Genomic DNA, 20,023 nt, shown 5'->3' on the forward strand with positions numbered 1-20,023 from the left:
GGTGGCTCCGGCTCCACGCGTGCGGCGCGGCCCGATGCCCGGCTCGCGTCGCTCGCTCACGGCGGTGTCACCTCGTTGCAAATTGTCGTGCAGGGCGCCCCGGGATGCCGGTAAAGTCCCCCGTCCGGCATGGCGGGGCTGCGGAAGGAGGGTAACGGCGTGGGCTCGGTCACCGCCACTGCGGCACCGTCCACGAGCGCAAACGTTACCCGATGGTTCCGGACATTCGGGGCCATATCCCGGGCCGGTTTCCGGCGCTACTCCACCTACCGGCAGGCGGCCCTGGCCGGGGCCGTGACCAACACCGTGTTCGGCTTCCTGCACTGCGCGGTGCTGCTGGCCGCCGCCGGTGCCGGGAGCGTCGGCGGGTACGACAAGGCCCAGCTCGCCACGTTCGTGTGGGCGGGTCAGGGGCTGATCGCCGTGGTGCTGCTCTGGGGCTGGACCGACCTGGCCGACCGGATCCGTACCGGCGACGTGGCCGCCGACCTGCTCCGCCCGGTGCACCCGGTGACCAGCTATCTCGCCACCGACCTGGGCCGGGCCGGGTACGCCGCACTGGCCCGGCTGCTTCCGCCGGTCCTGGTGGGGCCGCTGTTCTTCGACGTCTACCTGCCGTCGCGGTGGCCGACGGTCGGGCTCTTCGTGGTGTCGGTGGTGACCGCCGTGGTGCTCTGTTTCGGCTGCCGGTTCCTGGTCAACGCCGCCGCCTACTGGTGGCAGGACGCCCGGGGCCCGGTGCTGCTGTGGACCCTCGGTTCGGGGGTGCTGGCCGGGCTCTACTTCCCGCTGCGTTTCCTGCCCGACTGGCTGCAACTGGTGCTGTGGTGCGGCACGCCGTTCCCGAGCCTGCTGCAGACCCCGCTCGACGTGCTGGTGGAGCGGGACCCGCCGGCCGTCCAGGTCGGCCTGGTCGCGCTCCAGGTCGGCTGGGCGGTGCTGGTGCTGGCGGCCTGCCGGCTGGTGCAGCGGCGGGCCGAACGTCGCCTGGTGGTGCAGGGTGGTTGAGTCACGGGCCGGCGGGACGTTCGGGGCGTACCTGGCGTTGGCGGGGGCGCAGGCCCGCGCGCAGACCACCTACCGGGCGTCGTTCCTGCTCGACCTGGTGGGCAACGTCGGGGCCACCGTGTTCGACGTGGTGGCCGTCCTGGTGATCTACGGGGTGACCCGGGAGCTGGGCGGGTTCACGCTGCGCGAGACGCTGGTGATGGTGGGGCTGTCCTCCAGCGCCTTCGCGGTGGCGGACCTGCTGGTCGGCAACATCGAGCGGCTGCCCACCCACGTGCGGACCGGCCTGTTCGACGCGGTGCTGCTGCGCCCGCTCGGCGCGCTGCCCCAGCTGCTGCTGATGAACCTGCCGCTGCGCAAGGTGTCCCGGGGCCTGTTCGGGGTGGGTGTGCTGGTGGTGGCGTTGACCTCGGCCGGGATCGACTGGACGCCGGCCCGGGTGGCGTTGGCGGTGCTCGCCCCGCTGGCCGGGGTGGTGTTCTTCGGGTCGCTCTTCGTGGCCACCGCCACCGTGTCGTTCTGGTGGGTCGACTCCGGCGAGCTGGCCAACTCGGTCACCTACGGCGGGCGGGACTTCACCACGTACCCGGTGACCGTCTTCGACGGGTGGTTCCGGGCCGCCTTCGCGTACGGCCTGGGGTTCGCCTTCGTCAGTTACCAGCCGGCGCTGGCGCTGCTGGGCCGCGCCGACCCGCTGGGCCTGCCGTCGTGGGCCGGCTGGGCGGCGCCGGGGGTGGCGCTGGTCGCCGTCGCGGTCGCGGCGGCGGCCTGGCGCACCGGCATCCGCCACTACCGGAGTACGGGGTCATGAGCGTCATCGAGCTGGACGGGCTGCGCAAGGAGTTCACGGTACGGGTGAAGGCGGGCCGGCTGCGTCGACAGAGGCGGACCGTCACCGCCGTGGACGGCATCGACCTGCGGGTGGAGCGGGGCGAGCTGCTCGGCTACATCGGCCCGAACGGGGCGGGCAAGTCGACCACCCTGAAGATGCTCACCGGGGTGCTGAGCCCGTCGGCGGGTCAGGCCCGGGTGTGCGGGCTGCGCCCGGTCGCCGACCGGACCCGGCTGGCGCTGCGGATCGGGGTGGTCTTCGGCCAGCGGTCCCAGCTCTGGTGGGACCTGCCGCTGGCCGACTCGTTCGACCTGCTGCGGCACCTCTACCGGGTGCCGGCCGCCGCGCACGCCGCCCGGCTGCGCCGCTGCCGTGACCTGCTCGACCTGGACGACTTCCTGACCACCCCGGTCCGCCAGCTCTCGCTGGGGCAGCGGATGCGCGGCGAGTTGACCGCCGCGCTGCTGCACGACCCGCAGGTGCTCTTCCTCGACGAACCGACGATCGGGTTGGACGTGGTGAGCAAGCAGGCGGTGCGGGGGTTCCTCGCCGAGCTGGGCCGGGCCGGCGACACCACGCTGGTCCTCACCACCCACGACCTCGCCGACATCGAGCGGCTCTGCGCCCGGCTGGTGGTGGTCGACCACGGCCGGGTGGTGCACGACGGGTCCATCGCCGCCCTGCACGCCCGGTACGGCTCCCGTCGGCTCGTCGTCGCCGACCTGGACGCCCCGCTGGCGGTCCCGCCGCAGCCGGCGGGGGCGGCGCTGCACCGGGTCGAGGCGGACGGACACCGGCTGGTCTACGCCCTGGAGTCGGCGGGGGTGGCGGAGGTGATCTCCGCGTTGGCCGGGGTGGCCGCGCTGCGGGACCTCTCGATCGTCGAACCGGACATCGAGGACGTGGTGGCCCGGCTCTACCGCAGCCCGGCCCCCGACCCGCGTCGCCCGGCCTGACCGGGTCCTCTCCCGCTCCGCCGTCCGGTCCCGCCGGACGCGACGAGGCCCGCCGGACGCGACGACGGCCCCGCCACCGGGCGGGGCCGTCGGGAGACGTCGGTCAGATCGGGTCGCCGATGTTCACCCGGGGGGCCGGCGCGCGCATCCGGCGGAAGGTGATCGACCGCATGATCGCGTAGAGGTAGAGCGACCCCATCCGCTCGCCGCTGTTGGGGTGGCGCTCCCGCACCAGCTTCTTGATCCGCCGGGAGATCAGCACCGAGTCGATCACCACGCCGAGCGCGAGCGCGCCCCACACCACGTTGGAGGCGAGCCGGATCGCCTGCGGCATCGCCGCGTTCGACCCGATCAGCACGATCAACGCGCCGCCGAAGAACCAGGTGCCGATGGTCCGCCGGGAGTCGACCACGTTACGGGCCAGCAGCCGTTCCGGCCCCCGGTCCCGGGGGCCGCCCTCGCGGCGGAACTCGGCGGCGGCCTCGGTGCGCGCCTTGCGGCGCTGCTCCCGGGCCTCCTCCTTGGTCAGCGGCCGGGTCGGGCCGGCCGGCCGGCGACCGGCGACCGGCCGTTTCGGGGTTTCGACGCCCAGTTCCTTCTTGCTCGGGGTGTAGCCCCGGGGGCGCGCGGCGGGTGGCTCCTCGGTCACCACCGGGGCGGTGGCGGAGGAGTCGGAGTCGGCGGACTTGCGGCGAAACAGCGACGGCACGAGGTGAAGGGTAGCCATACGACGGCGCCCGGTGCACATCACGGTGCACCGGGCGCTCGGTGGAGCGGGTCGGCCGGGCCGACGGGCAGCGGTCGGACCGGCCGCGGAACGCGTGTGGTTACGGCCGCTCGACGTGCGCGCCGAGGTTGGCCAGCTTGGCCTCGAAGTCCTCGTAGCCCCGGTTGATCAGGTCGACGCCGTACACCCGGGAGGTGCCCTCGGCGGCGAGTGCCGCGATCAGGTGGCTGAACCCGGCCCGCAGGTCCGGGATGACCAGGTCGGCGGCGTGCAGCTTGCTCGGCCCGGCGATCACCGCGGAGTGCTTGAAGTTGCGCCTGCCGAACCGGCACGGGGTGCCGCCGAGGCAGTCCCGGTAGACCTGGATGTTGGCACCCATGGAGTTCAGCGCCTCGGTGTAGCCCAGCCGCTGCTCGTAGACCGTCTCGTGGACGATCGACAGGCCCCGGGCCTGGGTCAGCGCCACCACGAGGGGCTGCTGCCAGTCGGTCATGAACCCGGGGTGCACGTCGGTCTCCAGCGCCACCGCGTTCAGCTCGCCGCCCGGGTGCCAGAAGCGGATGCCGCCCTCCTGGCCCGGGTCGCCGAGCTTCGGCGGGCGGGCGTCGGTGACCTCGTACTCGCCGCCGACGGAGCGGAAGATGTTGAGGAAGGTCATCATGTCGGCCTGCTGCGCGCCGAGCACCTCGACGTGGCCCCGCGTGGCCAGCGCCGCCGCCGCCCAGCTCGCCGCCTCGATCCGGTCCGGGATCGGCCGGTGGGTGTAGCCGTGCAGCTTCTTGACGCCCTGGATCTCGATCACCCGGTCGGTGTGCACCTTGATGATCGCGCCCATCTTCTGCAGGATGCAGATCAGGTCGATGATCTCGGGCTCGACGGCGGCGTTGCGCAGCTCGGTGACGCCCTCGGCCATCACCGCGGTCAGCAGCACCTGCTCGGTCGCGCCGACGCTCGGGTACGGCAGGGCGAACTTGGTGCCGTGCAGCCCGTTCGGCGCGGACAGGTGCAGACCCTCGGGGGTCTTGTCGACCGTCGCGCCGAACTCGCGCAGCGCCTGCAGGTGGAAGTCGATCGGGCGGGGGCCGATGTGGCAGCCGCCCAGGTCGGGGATGAAGGCGTGGCCGAGGCGGTGCAGCAGCGGGCCGCAGAACAGGATCGGGATCCGGCTGGATCCGGCGTGCACGTTGATCTGGTCGGTGCTGGCGCTCTCGACGTTGGACGGGTCGAAGACCAACTCGCCGTCCTCGACGCCGTCGGTCACCTTCACCCCGTGCAGGCCGAGCAGCCCGCGGACCACCTCGACGTCACGGATCTTGGGAACGTCGAAGAGCCTGCTGGGCGAGTCGCCCAGCAGGGCCGCGACCATCGCCTTGGAGACCAGGTTCTTCGCGCCGCGCACGCGGATCCGCCCTTCGAGCGGAGTACCTCCGTGTACGACCAGGACGTCGTCCGTCAACGCAAACCTCCAGCGCGTCGGGTGGTGCGGGGTGAGTCGATGGTGGGGCATGCTGTCCAGCTGTCCGGTACGAGCTGTGCAGCTACCCGGAACGGGGCCGGCCCAAAACGGTCCCCGTGGTACGTCGCCCCGGCAGCATAGCCCTCCGTGACGAATTGGGAATTGGTCACCGCACCGGTACGGGAACGAACCGGGGATTCCGGCACGTTTCCGTACCTCGACGGTGACTTCGGGTAATCAGGTGGTGGCCGGCGGCGGGGTGTCGGCACCCGGCAACGCGAGCATCTGGTCCAGCGCCACCCGGGCGTGGTGCGCGGTGTCCGGATCGACGGTGATCTGATTGACGACCCGGCCGGCGACCAGCTCCTCCAGCGCCCAGACCAGGTGCGGCAGGTCGATCCGGTTCATCGTGGAGCAGTAGCAGACCGCCTTGTCCAGGAACATGATCTGCTTGTCCGGGTGGGCCAGCGCCAGCCGGCGGACCAGGTTCAGCTCGGTGCCGACCGCCCACGCCGACCCGGCCGGGGCCGCCTCGATCGCCTTGATGATGTACTCCGTGGAGCCGACCTGGTCGGCGGCGGTGACCACCTCGTGCCGGCACTCCGGGTGCACCAGCACGGTGACCCCGGGCACCCGGGCCCGGACGTCCTGCACGCTGTCCAGGGTGAACCGGCCGTGCACCGAGCAGTGCCCCCGCCACAGGATCATCTTCGCGTCGCGGACCTGCTCGGCGGTGAGCCCGCCGTTCGGCTTGTGCGGGTCGTAGAGCACGCAGTCGTCGAGCGAGTAGCCCAGCTCCAGCACCGCGGTGTTGCGGCCCAGGTGCTGGTCGGGCAGGAACAGCACCTTCGAACCCTGGGCGTAGGCCCAGTCCAGCGCCCGCTTGGCGTTCGACGAGGTGCAGACCACCCCGCCGTTACGGCCGACGAAACCCTTGATGTCCGCCGAGGAGTTCATGTACGTCACCGGGACGGTGTCCGCCGCGACACCCAGGTCGGTCAGCACCTCCCAGGCCCGCTCGACCTGCGACAGCACCGCCATGTCGGCCATCGAGCAGCCGGCGGCCAGGTCGGGCAGGATCACCCGCTGCGCGTCGGTGGTGAGGATGTCCGCGCTCTCGGCCATGAAGTGCACGCCGCAGAAGACGATGTACTCCGCGTCGGGCCGGGCCGCGGCCTCCCGCGCCAGCTTGAACGAGTCGCCGGTGACGTCGGCGAACTGGATCACCTCGTCGCGCTGGTAGTGGTGGCCGAGGACGAACACCTTCGTGCCCAGCGCGGCCTTCGCCGCCGTCGCCCGGGCCACCAGGTCCGGGTCGCTCGGCGCCGGCAGGTCTCCCGGACACTCCACGCCACGCTCGGTGGCGGGGTCGCTGCCACGGCCGAGGAGCAGCAGCGCGGTCGCCGTGTTGGAGGGTTCCACCCAGGTCGAAGTCACGTCCTCATGGTCCCACAACGGGCCGTTCGCACGACCGCTGCCGGTGTGGGCTGCCACACTGCTGTGCGCCGATGTGGCCTGCCACACTCGGGGGCATGCGCGTGCTGCTCTGCCCGGACAAGTTCGCCGGCACCATCGAGGCCCCCGAGGTGGCGGCGGCCGTCGCCGCCGGTTGGCGCGAGGTGGCCGACGCGGACGAGCTGCTGATCCGTCCCCTCGCCGACGGCGGGCCGGGCTTCGTCACGGTGCTCGCGGGCGCGCTCGACGGCCGCCGGGTGCCGGTGCCGACCGTCGACCCGCTGGGCCGGCCCGTCTCTGGTGAGATCCTGCTCACCGCCGACGGCGTCGGCTACCTGGAGAGCGCCCAGGCGTGCGGGCTGCACCTGCTGTCCGCCGCCGAACGCGACCCGAAGGCCACCACCTCGTACGGCCTCGGCGCGCTGGTCGCCGCCGCCGTCGAGCACGGGGCCCGCACGGTGGTGGTCGGGCTGGGCGGTTCCGGCACCAACGACGGCGGAGCCGGCCTGTTCGCCGCGCTCGGCGCGACCCCGCTCGACGACGCCGGCCGGGCCCTGCCGTACGGCGGGGCGGCGCTGACCGCCGTCGCGGCCCTCGACGGCGTCCCCCGGCTGCGCGGCGCGACCCTGGTCGCCGCCACCGACGTGGACAACCCGCTGCTCGGCCTGCACGGCGCGAGCAGCGTCTACGGCCCGCAGAAGGGCGCCGACCGGGCCGACGTGCTGCTGCTCGACGCCGCGTTGGAGCGCTGGGCGGCGGTGCTGGAACGGGACCTGCCCGGCTGCCCGCCCGGCCTGGGCACGCTGCCCGGGGGCGGTGCGGCCGGCGGCCTCGGCGCGGCGATCCTCGCCCTCGGTGGGCGCTGCGAATCCGGCATCGACCTGGTCGGCCGGGCGATCGGGCTGGAGGCCGCGCTTGACGACTGCGATCTGGTGATCACCGGAGAGGGTTCGTTCGACCACCAGTCGCTGCGCGGCAAGGTGGTCGCCGGGGTGGCGGGCGCGGCCCGCGACCGGGGGGTGCCCTGCGTGGTGCTGGCGGGGCGGGTGAGCACCGGCCGACGGGAGGCCGCCTCCGCCGGGGTGACCGAGGCGTACAGCCTGGTGGAGCACTTCGGCGGCGAGGAACGCGGCGGGCTGGCGGCGGCGATGGGCCGGCCCGCCGAGGGGCTGCGGGCGCTCGGCGCGCGGCTGGCCCGGCAGTGGAGCCGCTGAGCTGCCGGGGCGGATCCGGCCGGTTCCGGGGGCGGCCGGCGGGCGGCGATCGCGCCGCCCGGGTGGACGCCGCCGGGGCGGCGTACGATCGGAGCTGGACCACACCGGGAATCACTGGGCGACACGTGCTGTTGGCCAGGGTGTCCGGACCCATACCGCGCAGGGAGATTTCCACGTGACCACGCCAGCGCAGACCGACCCGACCGAGGCCCAGGCCCCCACTTCCGTCGTCCTCACCGACGTCGCGGCGCAGAAGGTCAAGGCCCTGATCGAGCAGGAGGGCCGCGACGACCTGCGGCTGCGGGTCGCGGTGCAGCCGGGTGGCTGCTCCGGCCTGCGGTACCAGCTCTTCTTCGACGAGCGTTCGCTCGACGGTGACGTCGTCACCGACTTCGACGGGGTCGAGGTCGTCGTCGACCGGATGAGCGCCCCCTACCTCGCCGGGGCGACCATCGACTTCGCCGACCGGATCGACGCCCAGGGCTTCACCATCGACAACCCGAACGCGGGCAGCTCCTGCGCCTGCGGCGACTCGTTCAGCTGAGTCCAGGTCCGTCCGAGGGGGCCGTCCCGCGCCGGGACGGCCCCCTCGTCGTCCCGCCCGGACCGGTAGGCTGACCCGCGCCCTGCTCCCGACCCCGAGGGTTGACATGAAGATCGCCGTGACCGGCTCGATCGCGACCGACCACCTGATGAGCTTCCCGGGTCGCTTCGCCGACCAGCTCATCGCCGACCAGCTGCACAAGGTGTCGCTCTCCTTCCTGGTGGACGACCTGGTGCTGCGGCGGGGCGGGGTGGCCGCCAACATCGCCTTCGGCATGGGGCAGCTGGGGCTGCGTCCGGTCCTGCTCGGCGCGGTCGGTGCCGACTTCGCCGACTACCGCTCCTGGCTGGAGCGGCACGGCGTGGACTGTGACTCGGTGCACGTCAGTGAGGTGGCGCACACCGCCCGCTTCGTCTGCACCACCGACACCGACATGTGCCAGATCGCCTCGTTCTACGCCGGCGCGATGAGCGAGGCCCGCAACATCGAGCTGGGCCCCGTCGCGGACCGGCTCGGCGGCCTCGACCTGGTCCTGGTCAGCGCCAACGACCCGGAGGCGATGATCCGGCACTCGGCCGAGTGCCGGGACCGGGGCTACCCCTTCGTCGCCGACCCGTCCCAGCAGCTCGCCCGGATGGACGGCGACGACGTGGTCTCGCTGATCGACGACGCCGAGTACCTGATGACCAACGACTACGAGAAGTCGCTGTTGCAGAGCAAGGCCGGCCTGACCGACGCCCAGCTCCTGGAGCGGGTGAAGGTGCGGGTCACGACCCTCGGCAAGGACGGCGTCGAGATCGCCACCCGGGACGCTGAGCCGTTCCGGGTGCCGATCGCCCGGGAGATCCGGGCCGTCGACCCGACCGGTGTCGGCGACGGTTTCCGGGCCGGTTTCTTCGCCGCCCTGTCCTGGGGGCTCGGCCTGGAACGCGCCGCCCAGGTCGGTTCGCTGCTGGCCACCCTGGTGCTGGAGACCGTCGGCACCCAGGAGTACGAGGTGCGCCGCGACCTGTTCGTCAAGCGGTTGGCCGACTCGTACGGTGACGCCGCCGCCGAGGACGTGCGGCAGCACCTGGTGCCATGACGCAGATGCTTGTCGTGTTCGCCGGCCTGCCGGGGGTGGGTAAGAGCACCCTCGCCGGGCAGGTCGGCGTGGCGCTGGGCGCGACAGTGCTGGCGGTCGACCCGATCGAGCGGGCGCTGGCCCGGCACGGGCTGACCGGCCCCGGGGCGGGCCAGGCCGGCTACGACGCGCTGGCCGGGCTGGTCGAGGTGCAGCTGGGGCTGGGCGCGAGCGTGGTGGTCGACGCGGCCAACCCCGCAGCCGGCACCCGGGAGCTCTGGTTCGAGCTGTCCGAACGCGCCGGGGTGCCGCTGCGGCTGATCGAGGTGTACTGCGGCGACGAGGCGGAACTGCGCCGCCGGGTCGAGGCCCGGCACACGGCCGACCCGCTCGCCCCGACCTGGGAGCAGACCCGGCAGCGCGGCACGGGGTACGAACCGCTGATCGGCCCCCGCCTGGTGGTCGACACCACCATCCCGATCGACCCGCTCCCGGCGATCCTCCGCTACCTCACCTGATCCCGGCCCTCCTGGCGGTCCCGGTCCGGGCACCTGGCGGTCCCGGTCCGGGCACCTGGCGTGCGGCCGGTTCGGCTGGCGGCCGGTTTCGGGGAAGGCGGCCCGAGCCGGGCGGGGTCAGCCGGCCTGACCGGGGGAGCGGGTCGGGGTGGCGGCGACGAACGCCGCCCACTGACGGGCGGGGAAGATCAGCACCGGGCCGGACCGGTCCTTGCTGTCCCGCACCGCCACCCCGTCGGGCAGGACGGCGCACTCGACGCAGTCGCCGTTGTTGGTGCTGCGGCTGCTGGTGAACCAGCGGGCGGTGGTGGGGTCGGGGGTGCGCACGGTGGCCTCCGGGGGGTCAGGCCGCGCCGGCCAACTCCCTGATCAGCGCGCGTGACTCGGCGGGCGAGAGGGCGACCTGGCGCAGGTTGTCTGCCACCATGCTATAGGTGCGGACCCCGTCCGGGTCCTGCACGTACATCGCCCCGTCCAGTACCTCGGTGTAGGCGATCGGGCGGACGTTGGCGAAGTCCAGCAGGACGAATTTGCCGATCGCACCGGCGGCGTGCGGGCCGTCCTCGGGGCGGAGCACCTGCACGGTGACGTTCGGCAGCTCGGACATGGTGGCCAGGTGGGCGAGCTGGGCCCGTCGGGTCTCGTCGCCGTTGACCCGTAGCCGCAGCGCCGCCTCGCCGATCACCGCGTGCAGGGTGAGCGGGTCGTCGTCGGTGAGCCGCCGGGCCCGGGTCTGCCGGAACGACACGAAGCGCTCGGCGTGGTCGGGGCGGACGAACCCGGTGCCCAGGGTCAGCGCCTGGGCGTACTCCTCGGTCTGGAGCAGACCGGGGATGACCATCGACTCGAAAACGAACGCCCCGTCGGCCAGCCCTTCCAGCCCGACGTACGTCTTGAACCAGTCCGGCATCACCGCGGCCCAGGGTGCCCACCAGGTCTTGGCGTCGGAGCGGCCGGCCAGCGTGGTCAGCCGGTCGATCGCGGGCTGGTCGGCCCCGCAGGCGCGGAGCACGGCCGCGATGTCCTCGGGAAACTGCTGGTAACGGCCGGTCTCCATGTGGCCGAGCTTCGGCTTGCCGATGCCGGTGCTGGCCGACAGCTCGGTCAGCGTCATCGGTGCCTCGCGGCGGTACCGACCCAGCTCGGCACCGATCAGCCAACGCAGCGCCGAAGGATCTGTTCGCCTGCCCATGTATCGCCTCCACCACGTGTACCGACGAGAACATCATGCCGTCGAGTCTTCCGAAGAGCAAGGATAGAAGCTATACGTATAGCAACGACTCTTGGAGGTGCTCATGCCTGACCCCGCGCCGCTCGGCACGCCCGAGGAGTCCCACCTGATGCTCGTCGACCTCGCGAACGAGTTCGCCCCACGCCGGTTCGCGCTCTGCGAGGAGTACGGCGACCGCCTCGACGGCGCGGTCTTCGCCTGGGGCCTGGCCTTCCCCGACAGCGCCCTGCTGCGCCACGACGGGAGAACGTCGACCGGGCACTTCGCCACCGCCGAGAGCGCGTTGCGCCTCTTCGCCCGCACCGGCCGCCGCCTCCACCTGATCTGGATCGACACCCCCACCCCCACCCCCACCCCCACCCCCACCCCCACCACCCCCGCTTCTGTCGATCATGGAGTTGTGGTGCCTTCGAACCAGCAGTAATGCCGCAGATCGGCCACCACAACTCCATGATCGACGGAGTGGGTGGGGCGGGGGAGGGCGAGAGGGGTGGGTGGGGTGGGGTTAGTGGGTGCGGCGTACTTCGTAGCCTGGGCCCTCGGGGAGGGTGGTGACGAACTCGTGGGCGCGCATGCGGCACCAGGCGGGGATGTCGACGGCGGCGGCTGGGTCGTCGGCGAGGACCCGTAGCACCGCGCCGACGGGCAGCTCGGGTAGCCGGCGGGCCAGCGCGATCACCGGCAGCGGGCAGCGCTGCCCCCGACAGTCCAGCACCTCCACCGGCCCGGCCCCGTCGTTGCTGGCCCCGGTCGGGCGATCGATGGGGGTGGACCCGTCGTCGCCCGTCCTGGTCGGCGGGCGGGTCGGGTCGGGCGGGGTGGTCACCGGCCCGTCGCCGTCCGGCCCGGTGGGGAGGTCGTCCGGCCCGGTCACAGGCCCACCACGCCGGCGTCGGCGCGCAGGTCGGCGACGATCCCGGGCAGCTCGGCGAGGAACCGCTCGACGTCCGCCCCGGTGGTCTCCCGGTGCAGCGAGACCCGGACGTTGCCGTGCGACAGCACCCCCATCGCCTCCAGCACGTGCGACGGGCGCAGCGTCGAGGAGGTGCAGGAGGAACCGGAGGAGACGGCGAAGCCGCGCCGGTCCAGCGCGTGCAGCAGCACCTCGCCGTCGACGTACAGGCAGGAGAACGTCACCAGGTGGGGGAGCCGGTCGACCGGGTCGCCGACCACCTCCACGTCCGGCACCTCGGCGGCGACCCGGGACCGGATCAGGTCCACCAGGGGCGTCAGCCTCGCCGCCTCGGCCGCCGCGTCGGCGGCCGCCGCGCGCAGGCTCGCCGCCGCCGCCACCACGGCCGGCAGGTTCACCACCCCGGGGGTACGCCCGAACTCCCGTTCGTCGGCCGGCCACGGCGACTCCCAGCGGGTGCCCTTGCGGACCACCAGCAGCCCGACCCCGGGCGGACCGCCCCACTTGTGCGCGCTGGCGGTCAGCACCGACCAGCCGGCGGGCACCGGCACCCGGCCGACGAGCTGGGCCGCGTCGACGTACAGCGGCACCCCGGCGGCGGTGCAGGACTCGGCGGCCACGGCGACCGGCTGCACGGTGCCCACCTCGTGGCTGGCCCCGATCAACGCCGCCAGCGCCACCCCGGGGGAGTGCACCGTCGCCGACCAGGCATCCAGGTCGAGCCGGCCGAGCCGGTCCACCGGTACGGAGGTGGCGGTCCCACCGGCCGCGACGTGCCGCTGCGCGGCGTGCAGCACCGCCGAGTGTTCGATCGCCGAGTGCACCAGCGTCGCCCCGGTCCGCTGCCGGCCGACCAGGCCACCGAGCACGGCGGAGTGCGCGGCGTGCGTACCGCTGGGGGTGAAGGAGACCTCGTCGGGGCGGACGCCGAGGGTGGCGGCGGTGGCCTCGCGGGCGGCGTCGAGGAGCTGGCCGGCGCGGCGGGCCCGGCTGTAGAGGCGGGCGGGGTCGGCCCAGCCGTCGTCGAGGGCGGCCAGCAGCGCCTGCCGGGCGACCGGGTGCAGCGGCGCGGCGGTGGCCGCGTCCAGGTAGACCGGGTGGGCACTCACGACCGCAGACGCTATCGCGTCGGGGACGGAGGCACCCCCCGATGGGGGCGGACACTGACCCCAAGACCGTCGAGCCCGCCATGGTCGAGTAATCTGCGACCGTCGGTGACGCCTTTGCCGTCGGTGCTGATGGAAAGCCCCACCGCGGCGCGCTAGGGAGGCAGGACCAGGTGGTCGCAAGGAGTTCGGAGGTACGGCCGTCGGCCGTACGGCACGGTGCTTCCCCCGGAGCCGGTGTGCGTCGGCGGCGTGGTGCTGGCCGGCTCGCCGGGCTCGGTCTCGGCGGAGCTGCGCTGCTGGTTCTGCTCACCGGGTGTGACGTCGGCCGCTCGGTCGACGGCTTCGGCTGGCCGCAGGGCGGCATCACCCCCGAGTCGCACCGGATGTACGACCTGTGGATCGCCTCCTGCATCGCCGCCCTGGCGGTCGGTGTCTTCGTCTGGGGCCTGATCTTCTGGTGCGTCGTGCGTTACCGCAAGCGCGGCAACGAGCTGCCGGTGCAGACCCGCTACAACCTGCCGATGGAGTTCCTCTACACCATCGCGCCGATCCTGATCGTCTCCGTGCTGTTCTACTACACGGCCGTGGTGCAGACCGACGTGGTGCGCACGACGAAGAACCCCGACGTCACCGTCGAGGTCGTCGCCTTCAAGTGGAACTGGCAGTTCAACTACCGCGACGGCCAGGGCACCGAGGCCAACACCGTGGCGTCGGTGCTGGGCACCAGCGAGGTCATCCCGGTGCTGGTGCTGCCGACCAACCGGTCCATCCGGTTCGAGGAGACCAGCCGCGACGTCATCCACTCCTTCTGGGTGCCGGAGCTGCTGTTCAAGCGGGACGTGATGCCCGGCAAGATCCGTAACGTGTTCGAGGTCTCCAAGCTGGAGTCCGAGGGCGCGTACGTGGGCCGCTGCGCCGAGCTGTGCGGCAGCTACCACGCCTTCATGAACTTCGAGCTGCGGGTGGTCTCGCCGGAGGCGTACGACCAGTTCCTCGCGGCCAAGCGGGACGGCAAGTCGACGCAGGAGGCGCTGACCGCCATCGGCCAGGATCCGTACGCGACGACCACGCAGCCGTTCGACACCCGTCGTACGAAGGACAACTTCAACCCGGACGACGCGTCCGCGAGCGCGGGAAACTGAGGTATCCGGCATGAAGACCGAGTGGCGTATCTTCCTGATCATCGCCGTGTTCCTGCTCGGCGCGACGGCCCTCTACGGCGCGTGGACCTACGGCGACGGCGGCCAGGTCGAGTGGGTCGGCACGGTGGCCCTGCTGCTGTCCTTCCTGCTCTGCGCGATGTGCGGCGGCTTCTTCTGGTTCGTCTCCCGCCGTATCGACCTGCGCCCGGAGGACCGGCCGGACGGTGAGATCGCCGACGGCGCGGGCGAGATCGGCTTCTTCAGCCCCGGCAGCTACTGGCCGTTCGGGCTGGCGCTGGCCGCCGCGGTCGCCGGTCTGGGCCTGGTGTTCTGGCAGTTCTGGCTGCTCGGGCTGGGCCTGGTGATGGTCATCTTCGCCGCCTGCGGCCTGCTCTTCGAGTACTACTCCGGCACCCGGCGCACCGCCGAGCACTGACCTGACGACGACGGGCCCGCCGCTCCCTACCCGGGAGGCGGGCCCGTCGTCGTCAGGTGATCGACTCCGGCGCGCCGAAGTCGCGGTATCCCGGCGGGCCTGATGCCGCTGTTTCGGCCCGGTTGGGTGGATCAGGCCGGCTCGGGCCAGACGGGTCCCTGGTCGGTCCAGGTGACGCCCCGGTTGCGGCAGAGGCAGAAGGGGTGACCGACGGGGTCGGTGTAGACCCGCCATCCGTAGCCGTCGGGGCCGACGAAGTCCTGCGCCAGCGTCGCGCCGAGGGTCAGGACGCGACGCTGCTCGGCCTCGATGTCGTCGACTTCGAAGTCGAGGTGGAACTGTTTGGGGTGCGCGCCGTCGGGCCACTGCGGGGCGCGGTAGTCCGCCACCCTGATGAAGGCCAGCTCGATCTCGCCGAACCGGATGCCGGCCCACTCCTCGTCGCTGCCCGCCTTGACCGGGCGACCCGTCACCGCGGCATAGAAGTCCGCCAGCTTTATCGTGTCCGGGCAGTCGATGATGAAATCCGTGAGTCGGAGCATCAGGTGATCCTGCCATGCCGCCCAGCGGGCGGGAGCCCGCGACGGGACCGGGAGCCGCAGGGGTCAGGCCGCGTGACGACCGGCCGACGGGCGGCGGCGACGGTCGGCCAGGCGGGTGGGCTGGAAGGCGAAGGTCGCGATCAGCACCGCCGCCCCGCAGCCGGTGCAGGCCAGCTCGGGGCAGTCGACGCCGTGACCGTCGGGGCACGGCGGTGTCTCGAACGGCTGAACGCCCTCGCAGGTGTCGCAGTAGAGCTCGCGGTCCGACACGGGCGTCTCCTCTCGCTCCGGAAGCCGCCGATGGCCATCGCCGCCATCACCGGAAACGGAAAACTACTCCGATGTAGTTTCCCACGCCCCTCCGACAGTTCCCCGCCACCCCACCAGCCCGTCACCTCGACGTTCCGCGCGTCACGCCGCCCGCCCGCGTCACGCGGGCAGGGTGCACCCCGCGTGACGCGCCGACCGGGCCGGCCGGTCCACCGTTGCGGAGGCGGTCGGGAGTCAGCGGGACGGGAGAGGGTCAGAGGGACCGGGCGACGTCGACCCAGCGTTCCAGGACGGCCGCCGCCGCCCCCGAGTCGACGGACTCGGCGGCCCGGGCCATGCCGGCGCGGACCGCCTCGGTGAGGTCACCGTCCAGCGGGGTCTGGGTGGCCAGCGCGACGGCCGCGTTGACCAGGACCGCGTCGCGGACCGGACCGGTCTCGCCGGCCAGCAGTCGCCGGGCCACGGCGGCGTTGTGCGCCGCGTCGCCGCCCCGCAGGTCGGCCAGGGTGGACCGGGGTACCCCGAGGTCGGCCGCGTCCAGCAGCGCCTCCCGTACGGTGCCGTGCTGGGCCACCCAGACCCGGGTCGGCGCGGCGGTGGTGAACTCGTCCAGGCCGTCCTCGCCGCGCATCACGATCACCGAGTCGCCCCGGCCGGCGAAAACCTCGGCCATCACCGGGGCCATCCGGGCGTCGAAGCAGCCGACCGCCCCGGCGTGCGGCCGGGCCGGGTTGGTCAGCGGGCCGAGGAAGTTGAACGCGGTCGGCACGCCGATCTCCCGCCGGACCGGGCCGGCGTGACGCATCCCGGGGTGGAACCGGGCCGCGAAGCAGAAGGCGATGCCCGCCTCGGCCACGCACCGGGCCACCTGCTCCGGGCCGAGATCCAGCGGTACGCCGAAGAACTCCAGCAGGTCGGCGGTGCCGCACAGGGACGAGGCGGCCCGGTTGCCGTGTTTGACCACCCGGACCCCGGCCCCGGCCACCACCAACGCGGTCATCGTCGAGATGTTGACCGTGTGGGCGAGGTCACCGCCGGTGCCCACCACGTCGACCGCGGTGCGCCGCAGTTCCTCCGGCAGCGTCACCGGCACCGCGTTGCCGAGCATCGCCTCGACCAGGCCGGCCAGCTCGGCCGGGGTCTCGCCCTTCGCCCGCAGCGCGACCGCGAACCCGGCGATCTGCGCCGGTACGGCGGCACCGGCCATGATCTCGTTCATCGCCCAGGCGGTGTCGGCGGTGGACAGCTCGTCGCCACGCAGCAGCGCGTTGAGCAGGTGCGGCCAGGTCCGATCGCCCATGGTGGGCCTCCCGAGCGGGCGTGGGTGCGGGTGGACGGGTGCGCCCGTCACCCCGGGCGCCTGGGCGCCGCCGAGTGTCTGCGACTCAGGCGGCGGCGTGCGTACGCAGCAGCTCGGCGACCGTGGTGCCGGTGGTCACCGGGTCGAGCGGGTGCATCAGCACGCCGTCGACCTGCGCGTACGAGGCGAGCCATCGGTCGGCGGCCCGGGCGATGACCACGCACGTGGGCGGTGCGTCGTCCCGGTCGTCCTTGATCTGGCGGGCGATGCCGATGCCGCCGCCGGGGCTGGCTTCGCCGTCGAGCAGCATCAGGTCGATCTCGTAGTCGTCGACCAGCCGGACGCAGCCGAAGTAGTCGGACGCCTCGACGAACTCGATCTGGATGCCCGGCGCGGGACGGGTGCCGACGGCCAGCCGCATCCGGTCGCGGACCTGCTGGTCGTCGCTGTAGAGCAGGACGGTGCAGAGACGCTCGCTCATGCCGACACTCCGCTTCGCTCCGTGCCGTGATGAGGCACCGTCGCACTGAGCCTGACTCGCTCGCTGCGCTCACTCATGGGCTGTACTCCTCGTTGCTGCCCGTTGATCGTACCGGGCGGTGTGGCGTACCCGACATCCCGCCTGCCGGCCCCCGGCGGACCGGGTGTCCCGGCAGCTCAGGACGGGGTTCCGGGGGCCGTGGCGGGGGTGGCGGGCGGACCTGCGGGGGCGGTGGTCACGGCGTCGGAGGCGGGGACAGCGGTGGCCGCGGCGGCGCGGTCGCGGGCCTCCTGCCGGTCCAGTTCGCGGTCCACCCGGCGGGCCTCCCGCTCGGACTGCTTGATCCACTGCACCACCAGCACGGCGATCATCGTCACGCTGACGAACTCGCCACCGGCCCACAGGATGCCGCCGGCGACCACCTGGTCGTTCCACGGGTCCGACCAGGCCAGGCCCAGCGAGGGGTACCAGTCGCCGCCGAACAGCGTGGTGCTCTGCATGATGGTGAGCCCGAGCACGGTGTGGAACGGCACCGACAGCAGCATCAGCAGCGCCCGCGCCGGGTACGGCCAGCGGCCGGGCAGCGGGTCGAGCCCGAGCAGCGGCCAGAAGAACACGCAGCCGGTCATGATGAAGTGCGCGTGCACCAGCTCGTGCGCCCAGGCGTGTTCGAGGGTGTAGCGGTACAGGTCGGTGAAGTAGAGCGCGAACGGGTTGACCACGAAGATGGCGAACGCCACCAGCGGGAAGCCGTAGATCCGGGCGATCCGGCTGTGCACGACCGCCAGCAGCCGCTTGCGCGGGCCGACCGGCAGGGTGCGCAGCGCCAGGGTGACCGGCGCACCCAGGGCCAGGAAGATCGGGGAGATCATCGACAGCACCATGTGCTGCACCATGTGCACCGAGAGCAGGGCGGTGTCGTAGGCGTGCAGGCCGCTGACCGTGACCGCGGCGATGCCGCCCAGCCCCGGCCCGAGGAAGCAGACGGTACGGATGACCGGCCAGCGGTCGCCGCGCAGCCGTAGCCGGTGCACCCCGTAGAGGTAGAGGCCGGCGGCGAGGACCAGGCCCAGGGCGAGCCAGCTGTCCAGCCGGGTCTCGGTGAAGACCCGGGTGATGTCGAACGGCGGCGGTACCTCGACGCCGCCCGCCGCGAGGCTGATGGGCGGGGCCGTCGAGGTGGCGGCGAAGATCGAATCGACGTGCAGCACGCTTTTCAGGCTAGGCCAGGCGAACCGGACCGCCACGATCGGGCCATCCCTCACCCGGGTTTGGCCCCCCGCTGATCGCCCGCCCCGGTCAAGGGCAATAATGACCGCGTGACTGCGGCCCCAGCCATTGACAAGAGCCGGATCCACTCTCTGACGCGGCCCAACATGGTCAGCGTCGGGACGATCGTGTGGCTCTCCAGCGAACTCATGTTCTTCGCGGCGCTGTTCGCGATGTACTTCTCGATCCGCGCGGCGGCGCCGGAGCAGTGGGAGAAGCACACCGAGGTCCTCAACATCCCCTATGCGACCACCTTCACGGTGATCCTGGTGCTGTCCTCGGTGACCTGCCAGCTCGGTGTGTTCGCGGCCGAGAAGGGTGACGTGCACGCCCTGCGGCGCTGGTTCACTGTCACCTTCGTGATGGGCCTGATCTTCGTGCTCGGCCAGGCGAACGAGTACCTGACCCTGGTGCACGAGGGCGTGAAGATCAACGAAGACGGTTACGGGTCGATGTTCTACCTGACCACCGGCTTCCACGGCCTGCACGTGACCGGCGGTCTCATCGCCTTCATCATCTTCATGATCCGCACCACCATGGGCCGGTTCACCCCGGCCCAGGCCACGTCGGCGATCGTCGTGTCGTACTACTGGCACTTCGTCGACGTCGTGTGGATCGGGCTGTACGGCATGATCTACTGGCTTCAGTGATCTTGGCGTGTCACGTTCCGCGCCGCTGCTCCGTCCCCTGAGACAAGGTCCAACCGGTTAAGGACACAGGTCATGACTTCTGACAACGACCGCCGACGCGGTCTGCTCGCGCGCCTGCGCGGGCGGCCCGCGGCGCGCAGCAGGGGCCGCCGCCGGCTGGGCGCGGCGTTCCGGCTGATCGCCGCGTTGACGCTGGCCGGCGGCGCCTACACCGTCTTCGCCCCGGGCGTGCAGGCGCAGGAAAACCCGCCGCTGACCGGTGCCGCAGCCGAGGGCCGGGCGCTGTTCGACGTGAGCTGCGTGACCTGCCACGGCCGCAACGCCCAGGGCGTCGAGGGTCGGGGCCCGAGCCTGATCGGGGTCGGTGCCGCGTCGGTCGAGTTCCAGGTCGGCAGCGGTCGGATGCCGATGGCCCGGCAGGAGGCGCAGGCCATGCGCAAGCCGCCGGTCTTCACCGACGAGCAGGTGCGTCAGCTCGGTCAGTACATCCAGGAGCTCGGCGGGGGCCCGCAGGTCCCGCAGGGCAACCTCCGCGAGGGGGCCAACCTGGCCACCGGTGGCGAGCTGTTCCGGATCAACTGCTCGCAGTGCCACGCGTTCGGCGGTGGCGGCGGCGCGCTCTCCTCCGGCAAGTACGCCCCGAGCCTGAACCCGGCCAGCGACGCGCAGATCTACGCCGCGATGCTCAGCGGCCCGCAGAACATGCCGGTGTTCGGCGACAACCAGATCACCCCGGAGCAGAAGGCGGACATCATCGCCTACATCCAGGAGACCCTGAAGGCCGACCAGGACCAGGGCGGCTTCAACCTCGGCCGGTACGGCCCCTCCACCGAGGGCCTGGCGATCTTCCTGGTGGGCATCGTCGCGCTGGTCTTCGCGAGCCTGTGGATTGCGGGCAAGTCGTGAC

At 72.5% G+C, this 20,023-nt stretch carries 24 protein-coding genes; 12 read left to right on the plus strand and 12 right to left on the minus strand.

The window, feature by feature from the left end:
* The first annotated feature begins 159 nt into the window (after positions 1-159).
* The 3 genes from ACN267_RS01410 to ACN267_RS01420 are packed head-to-tail and all read left to right on the plus strand — an operon-like array spanning position 160 to position 2,796.
* The gene (locus ACN267_RS01410; RefSeq protein WP_204959367.1) at positions 160-1,008 is read left to right on the plus strand and encodes an ABC transporter permease; all 849 of its coding nucleotides are present in this window, start codon (positions 160-162) and stop codon (positions 1,006-1,008) included.
* Positions 1,001-1,819, plus strand: coding sequence for an ABC transporter permease (locus tag ACN267_RS01415; RefSeq protein ID WP_204959366.1), 819 nt, complete (start codon positions 1,001-1,003; stop codon positions 1,817-1,819). The genes ACN267_RS01410 and ACN267_RS01415 overlap by 8 nt, the downstream gene beginning before the upstream one ends.
* Entirely contained in the window at positions 1,816-2,796 is a 981-nt protein-coding gene (locus tag ACN267_RS01420; protein WP_281895403.1) for an ABC transporter ATP-binding protein, read from the plus strand. The genes ACN267_RS01415 and ACN267_RS01420 overlap by 4 nt, the downstream gene beginning before the upstream one ends.
* Positions 2,797-2,899: 103 nt before the next feature.
* Here the strand turns inward: ACN267_RS01420 and ACN267_RS01425 are convergent, their stop codons facing one another.
* From ACN267_RS01425 to nadA, 3 genes are all read right to left on the minus strand, one after another.
* Positions 2,900-3,505, minus strand: a complete 606-nt coding sequence (locus ACN267_RS01425; protein ID WP_281895406.1) for a DUF3043 domain-containing protein — start codon at positions 3,503-3,505, stop codon at positions 2,900-2,902.
* Between the two features lie 118 nt (positions 3,506-3,623).
* Positions 3,624-4,979 carry a UDP-N-acetylglucosamine 1-carboxyvinyltransferase gene (murA, locus tag ACN267_RS01430; RefSeq protein WP_204959363.1) on the minus strand — a complete coding sequence of 452 codons (1,356 nt, stop codon included), beginning with the start codon at positions 4,977-4,979 and terminating at the stop codon, positions 3,624-3,626.
* Positions 4,980-5,216: 237 nt separating this feature from the next.
* Positions 5,217-6,416, minus strand: a complete 1,200-nt coding sequence (nadA, locus tag ACN267_RS01435) for a quinolinate synthase NadA (protein ID WP_204959362.1) — start codon at positions 6,414-6,416, stop codon at positions 5,217-5,219.
* Positions 6,417-6,487: 71 nt separating this feature from the next.
* Between nadA and ACN267_RS01440 the strand changes: the two genes are divergently transcribed.
* From ACN267_RS01440 to ACN267_RS01455, 4 genes are all read left to right on the plus strand, one after another.
* Complete coding sequence (locus ACN267_RS01440; RefSeq protein WP_204959361.1) at positions 6,488-7,648, plus strand: glycerate kinase; 1,161 nt, start codon at positions 6,488-6,490, stop codon at positions 7,646-7,648.
* A gap of 175 nt (positions 7,649-7,823) precedes the next feature.
* A complete protein-coding gene (erpA, locus tag ACN267_RS01445) occupies positions 7,824-8,192 on the plus strand; it encodes an iron-sulfur cluster insertion protein ErpA (protein WP_204959360.1) in 369 nt (122 codons plus the stop codon).
* A gap of 106 nt (positions 8,193-8,298) precedes the next feature.
* Positions 8,299-9,276: a carbohydrate kinase family protein gene (locus ACN267_RS01450; protein ID WP_421487742.1), complete on the plus strand. Its 978-nt coding sequence runs from the start codon at positions 8,299-8,301 to the stop codon at positions 9,274-9,276.
* Between the two features lie 5 nt (positions 9,277-9,281).
* Positions 9,282-9,773, plus strand: coding sequence for an AAA family ATPase (locus ACN267_RS01455; RefSeq protein WP_421487743.1), 492 nt, complete (start codon positions 9,282-9,284; stop codon positions 9,771-9,773).
* A 117-nt stretch (positions 9,774-9,890) separates the two neighbouring features.
* Here the strand turns inward: ACN267_RS01455 and ACN267_RS01460 are convergent, their stop codons facing one another.
* Together ACN267_RS01460 and ACN267_RS01465 are read right to left on the minus strand one after the other, a co-directional pair.
* Complete coding sequence (locus tag ACN267_RS01460) at positions 9,891-10,100, minus strand: DUF397 domain-containing protein (RefSeq protein ID WP_421487744.1); 210 nt, start codon at positions 10,098-10,100, stop codon at positions 9,891-9,893.
* 16 nt (positions 10,101-10,116) lie between these two features.
* On the minus strand, positions 10,117-10,965 hold the full coding sequence (locus ACN267_RS01465; protein ID WP_363792291.1) for a helix-turn-helix domain-containing protein: 849 nt from the start codon (positions 10,963-10,965) through the stop codon (positions 10,117-10,119).
* A gap of 103 nt (positions 10,966-11,068) precedes the next feature.
* On the opposite strand from ACN267_RS01465, the gene ACN267_RS01470 reads away from it, so the two are divergent.
* Positions 11,069-11,428, plus strand: a complete 360-nt coding sequence (locus tag ACN267_RS01470) for a hypothetical protein (protein WP_421487745.1) — start codon at positions 11,069-11,071, stop codon at positions 11,426-11,428.
* An 81-nt stretch (positions 11,429-11,509) separates the two neighbouring features.
* Here the strand turns inward: ACN267_RS01470 and ACN267_RS01475 are convergent, their stop codons facing one another.
* Both ACN267_RS01475 and ACN267_RS01480 read right to left on the minus strand, forming a co-directional pair.
* Positions 11,510-11,725 (minus strand): sulfurtransferase TusA family protein, encoded by a 216-nt coding sequence (locus ACN267_RS01475; protein WP_421490366.1) that lies wholly within the window; start codon positions 11,723-11,725, stop codon positions 11,510-11,512.
* A 149-nt stretch (positions 11,726-11,874) separates the two neighbouring features.
* The gene (locus ACN267_RS01480; RefSeq protein ID WP_421487746.1) at positions 11,875-13,026 is read right to left on the minus strand and encodes a cysteine desulfurase family protein; all 1,152 of its coding nucleotides are present in this window, start codon (positions 13,024-13,026) and stop codon (positions 11,875-11,877) included.
* Between the two features lie 170 nt (positions 13,027-13,196).
* On the opposite strand from ACN267_RS01480, the gene coxB reads away from it, so the two are divergent.
* Entirely contained in the window at positions 13,197-14,168 is a 972-nt protein-coding gene (gene coxB, locus ACN267_RS01485) for a cytochrome c oxidase subunit II (RefSeq protein ID WP_421487747.1), read from the plus strand.
* Between the two features lie 10 nt (positions 14,169-14,178).
* Positions 14,179-14,604: a cytochrome c oxidase subunit 4 gene (locus tag ACN267_RS01490; protein ID WP_204927841.1), complete on the plus strand. Its 426-nt coding sequence runs from the start codon at positions 14,179-14,181 to the stop codon at positions 14,602-14,604.
* A gap of 131 nt (positions 14,605-14,735) precedes the next feature.
* Here ACN267_RS01490 and ACN267_RS01495 read toward each other — a convergent pair whose 3' ends face one another.
* From ACN267_RS01495 to ACN267_RS01515, 5 genes are all read right to left on the minus strand, one after another.
* Positions 14,736-15,146, minus strand: a complete 411-nt coding sequence (locus ACN267_RS01495; protein ID WP_204959352.1) for a VOC family protein — start codon at positions 15,144-15,146, stop codon at positions 14,736-14,738.
* Positions 15,147-15,209: 63 nt separating this feature from the next.
* Positions 15,210-15,416 (minus strand): hypothetical protein, encoded by a 207-nt coding sequence (locus tag ACN267_RS01500; protein WP_204959351.1) that lies wholly within the window; start codon positions 15,414-15,416, stop codon positions 15,210-15,212.
* Between the two features lie 253 nt (positions 15,417-15,669).
* Positions 15,670-16,716 (minus strand): anthranilate phosphoribosyltransferase, encoded by a 1,047-nt coding sequence (trpD, locus tag ACN267_RS01505; RefSeq protein WP_421487748.1) that lies wholly within the window; start codon positions 16,714-16,716, stop codon positions 15,670-15,672.
* Between the two features lie 85 nt (positions 16,717-16,801).
* Entirely contained in the window at positions 16,802-17,197 is a 396-nt protein-coding gene (locus ACN267_RS01510) for a hypothetical protein (protein ID WP_204959349.1), read from the minus strand.
* Positions 17,198-17,373: 176 nt separating this feature from the next.
* A complete protein-coding gene (locus tag ACN267_RS01515) occupies positions 17,374-18,408 on the minus strand; it encodes a cytochrome c oxidase assembly protein (RefSeq protein ID WP_204959348.1) in 1,035 nt (344 codons plus the stop codon).
* A gap of 108 nt (positions 18,409-18,516) precedes the next feature.
* On the opposite strand from ACN267_RS01515, the gene ACN267_RS01520 reads away from it, so the two are divergent.
* Both ACN267_RS01520 and ACN267_RS01525 read left to right on the plus strand, forming a co-directional pair.
* A complete protein-coding gene (locus ACN267_RS01520; RefSeq protein ID WP_204959347.1) occupies positions 18,517-19,116 on the plus strand; it encodes a cytochrome c oxidase subunit 3 in 600 nt (199 codons plus the stop codon).
* A gap of 72 nt (positions 19,117-19,188) precedes the next feature.
* A complete protein-coding gene (locus ACN267_RS01525; protein ID WP_204959346.1) occupies positions 19,189-20,022 on the plus strand; it encodes a cytochrome c in 834 nt (277 codons plus the stop codon).
* Position 20,023 lies beyond the last annotated feature (1 nt).

This window comes from Micromonospora sp. WMMD734, assembly GCF_049178975.1.
GTDB lineage: Bacteria > Actinomycetota > Actinomycetes > Mycobacteriales > Micromonosporaceae > Micromonospora > Micromonospora wenchangensis.

What these genes read in the sequence shown, in the direction of transcription:
- ACN267_RS01490 (WP_204927841.1), top strand. Translation starts at nt 14,179, where the DNA reads ATGAAGACCGAGTGGCGTATCTTCCTGATCATCGCCGTGTTCCTGCTC.
- ACN267_RS01470 (WP_421487745.1), top strand. Translation starts at nt 11,069, where the DNA reads ATGCCTGACCCCGCGCCGCTCGGCACGCCCGAGGAGTCCCACCTGATG.
- ACN267_RS01455 (WP_421487743.1), top strand. Translation starts at nt 9,282, where the DNA reads ATGCTTGTCGTGTTCGCCGGCCTGCCGGGGGTGGGTAAGAGCACCCTC.
- ACN267_RS01440 (WP_204959361.1), top strand. Translation starts at nt 6,488, where the DNA reads ATGTGGCCTGCCACACTCGGGGGCATGCGCGTGCTGCTCTGCCCGGAC.
- ACN267_RS01465 (WP_363792291.1), bottom strand. Translation starts at nt 10,965, where the DNA reads ATGGGCAGGCGAACAGATCCTTCGGCGCTGCGTTGGCTGATCGGTGCC.
- ACN267_RS01495 (WP_204959352.1), bottom strand. Translation starts at nt 15,146, where the DNA reads ATGCTCCGACTCACGGATTTCATCATCGACTGCCCGGACACGATAAAG.
- ACN267_RS01450 (WP_421487742.1), top strand. Translation starts at nt 8,299, where the DNA reads ATGAAGATCGCCGTGACCGGCTCGATCGCGACCGACCACCTGATGAGC.
- ACN267_RS01510 (WP_204959349.1), bottom strand. Translation starts at nt 17,197, where the DNA reads ATGAGCGAGCGTCTCTGCACCGTCCTGCTCTACAGCGACGACCAGCAG.
- trpD (WP_421487748.1), bottom strand. Translation starts at nt 16,716, where the DNA reads ATGGGCGATCGGACCTGGCCGCACCTGCTCAACGCGCTGCTGCGTGGC.
- ACN267_RS01420 (WP_281895403.1), top strand. Translation starts at nt 1,816, where the DNA reads ATGAGCGTCATCGAGCTGGACGGGCTGCGCAAGGAGTTCACGGTACGG.
- ACN267_RS01525 (WP_204959346.1), top strand. Translation starts at nt 19,189, where the DNA reads ATGACTTCTGACAACGACCGCCGACGCGGTCTGCTCGCGCGCCTGCGC.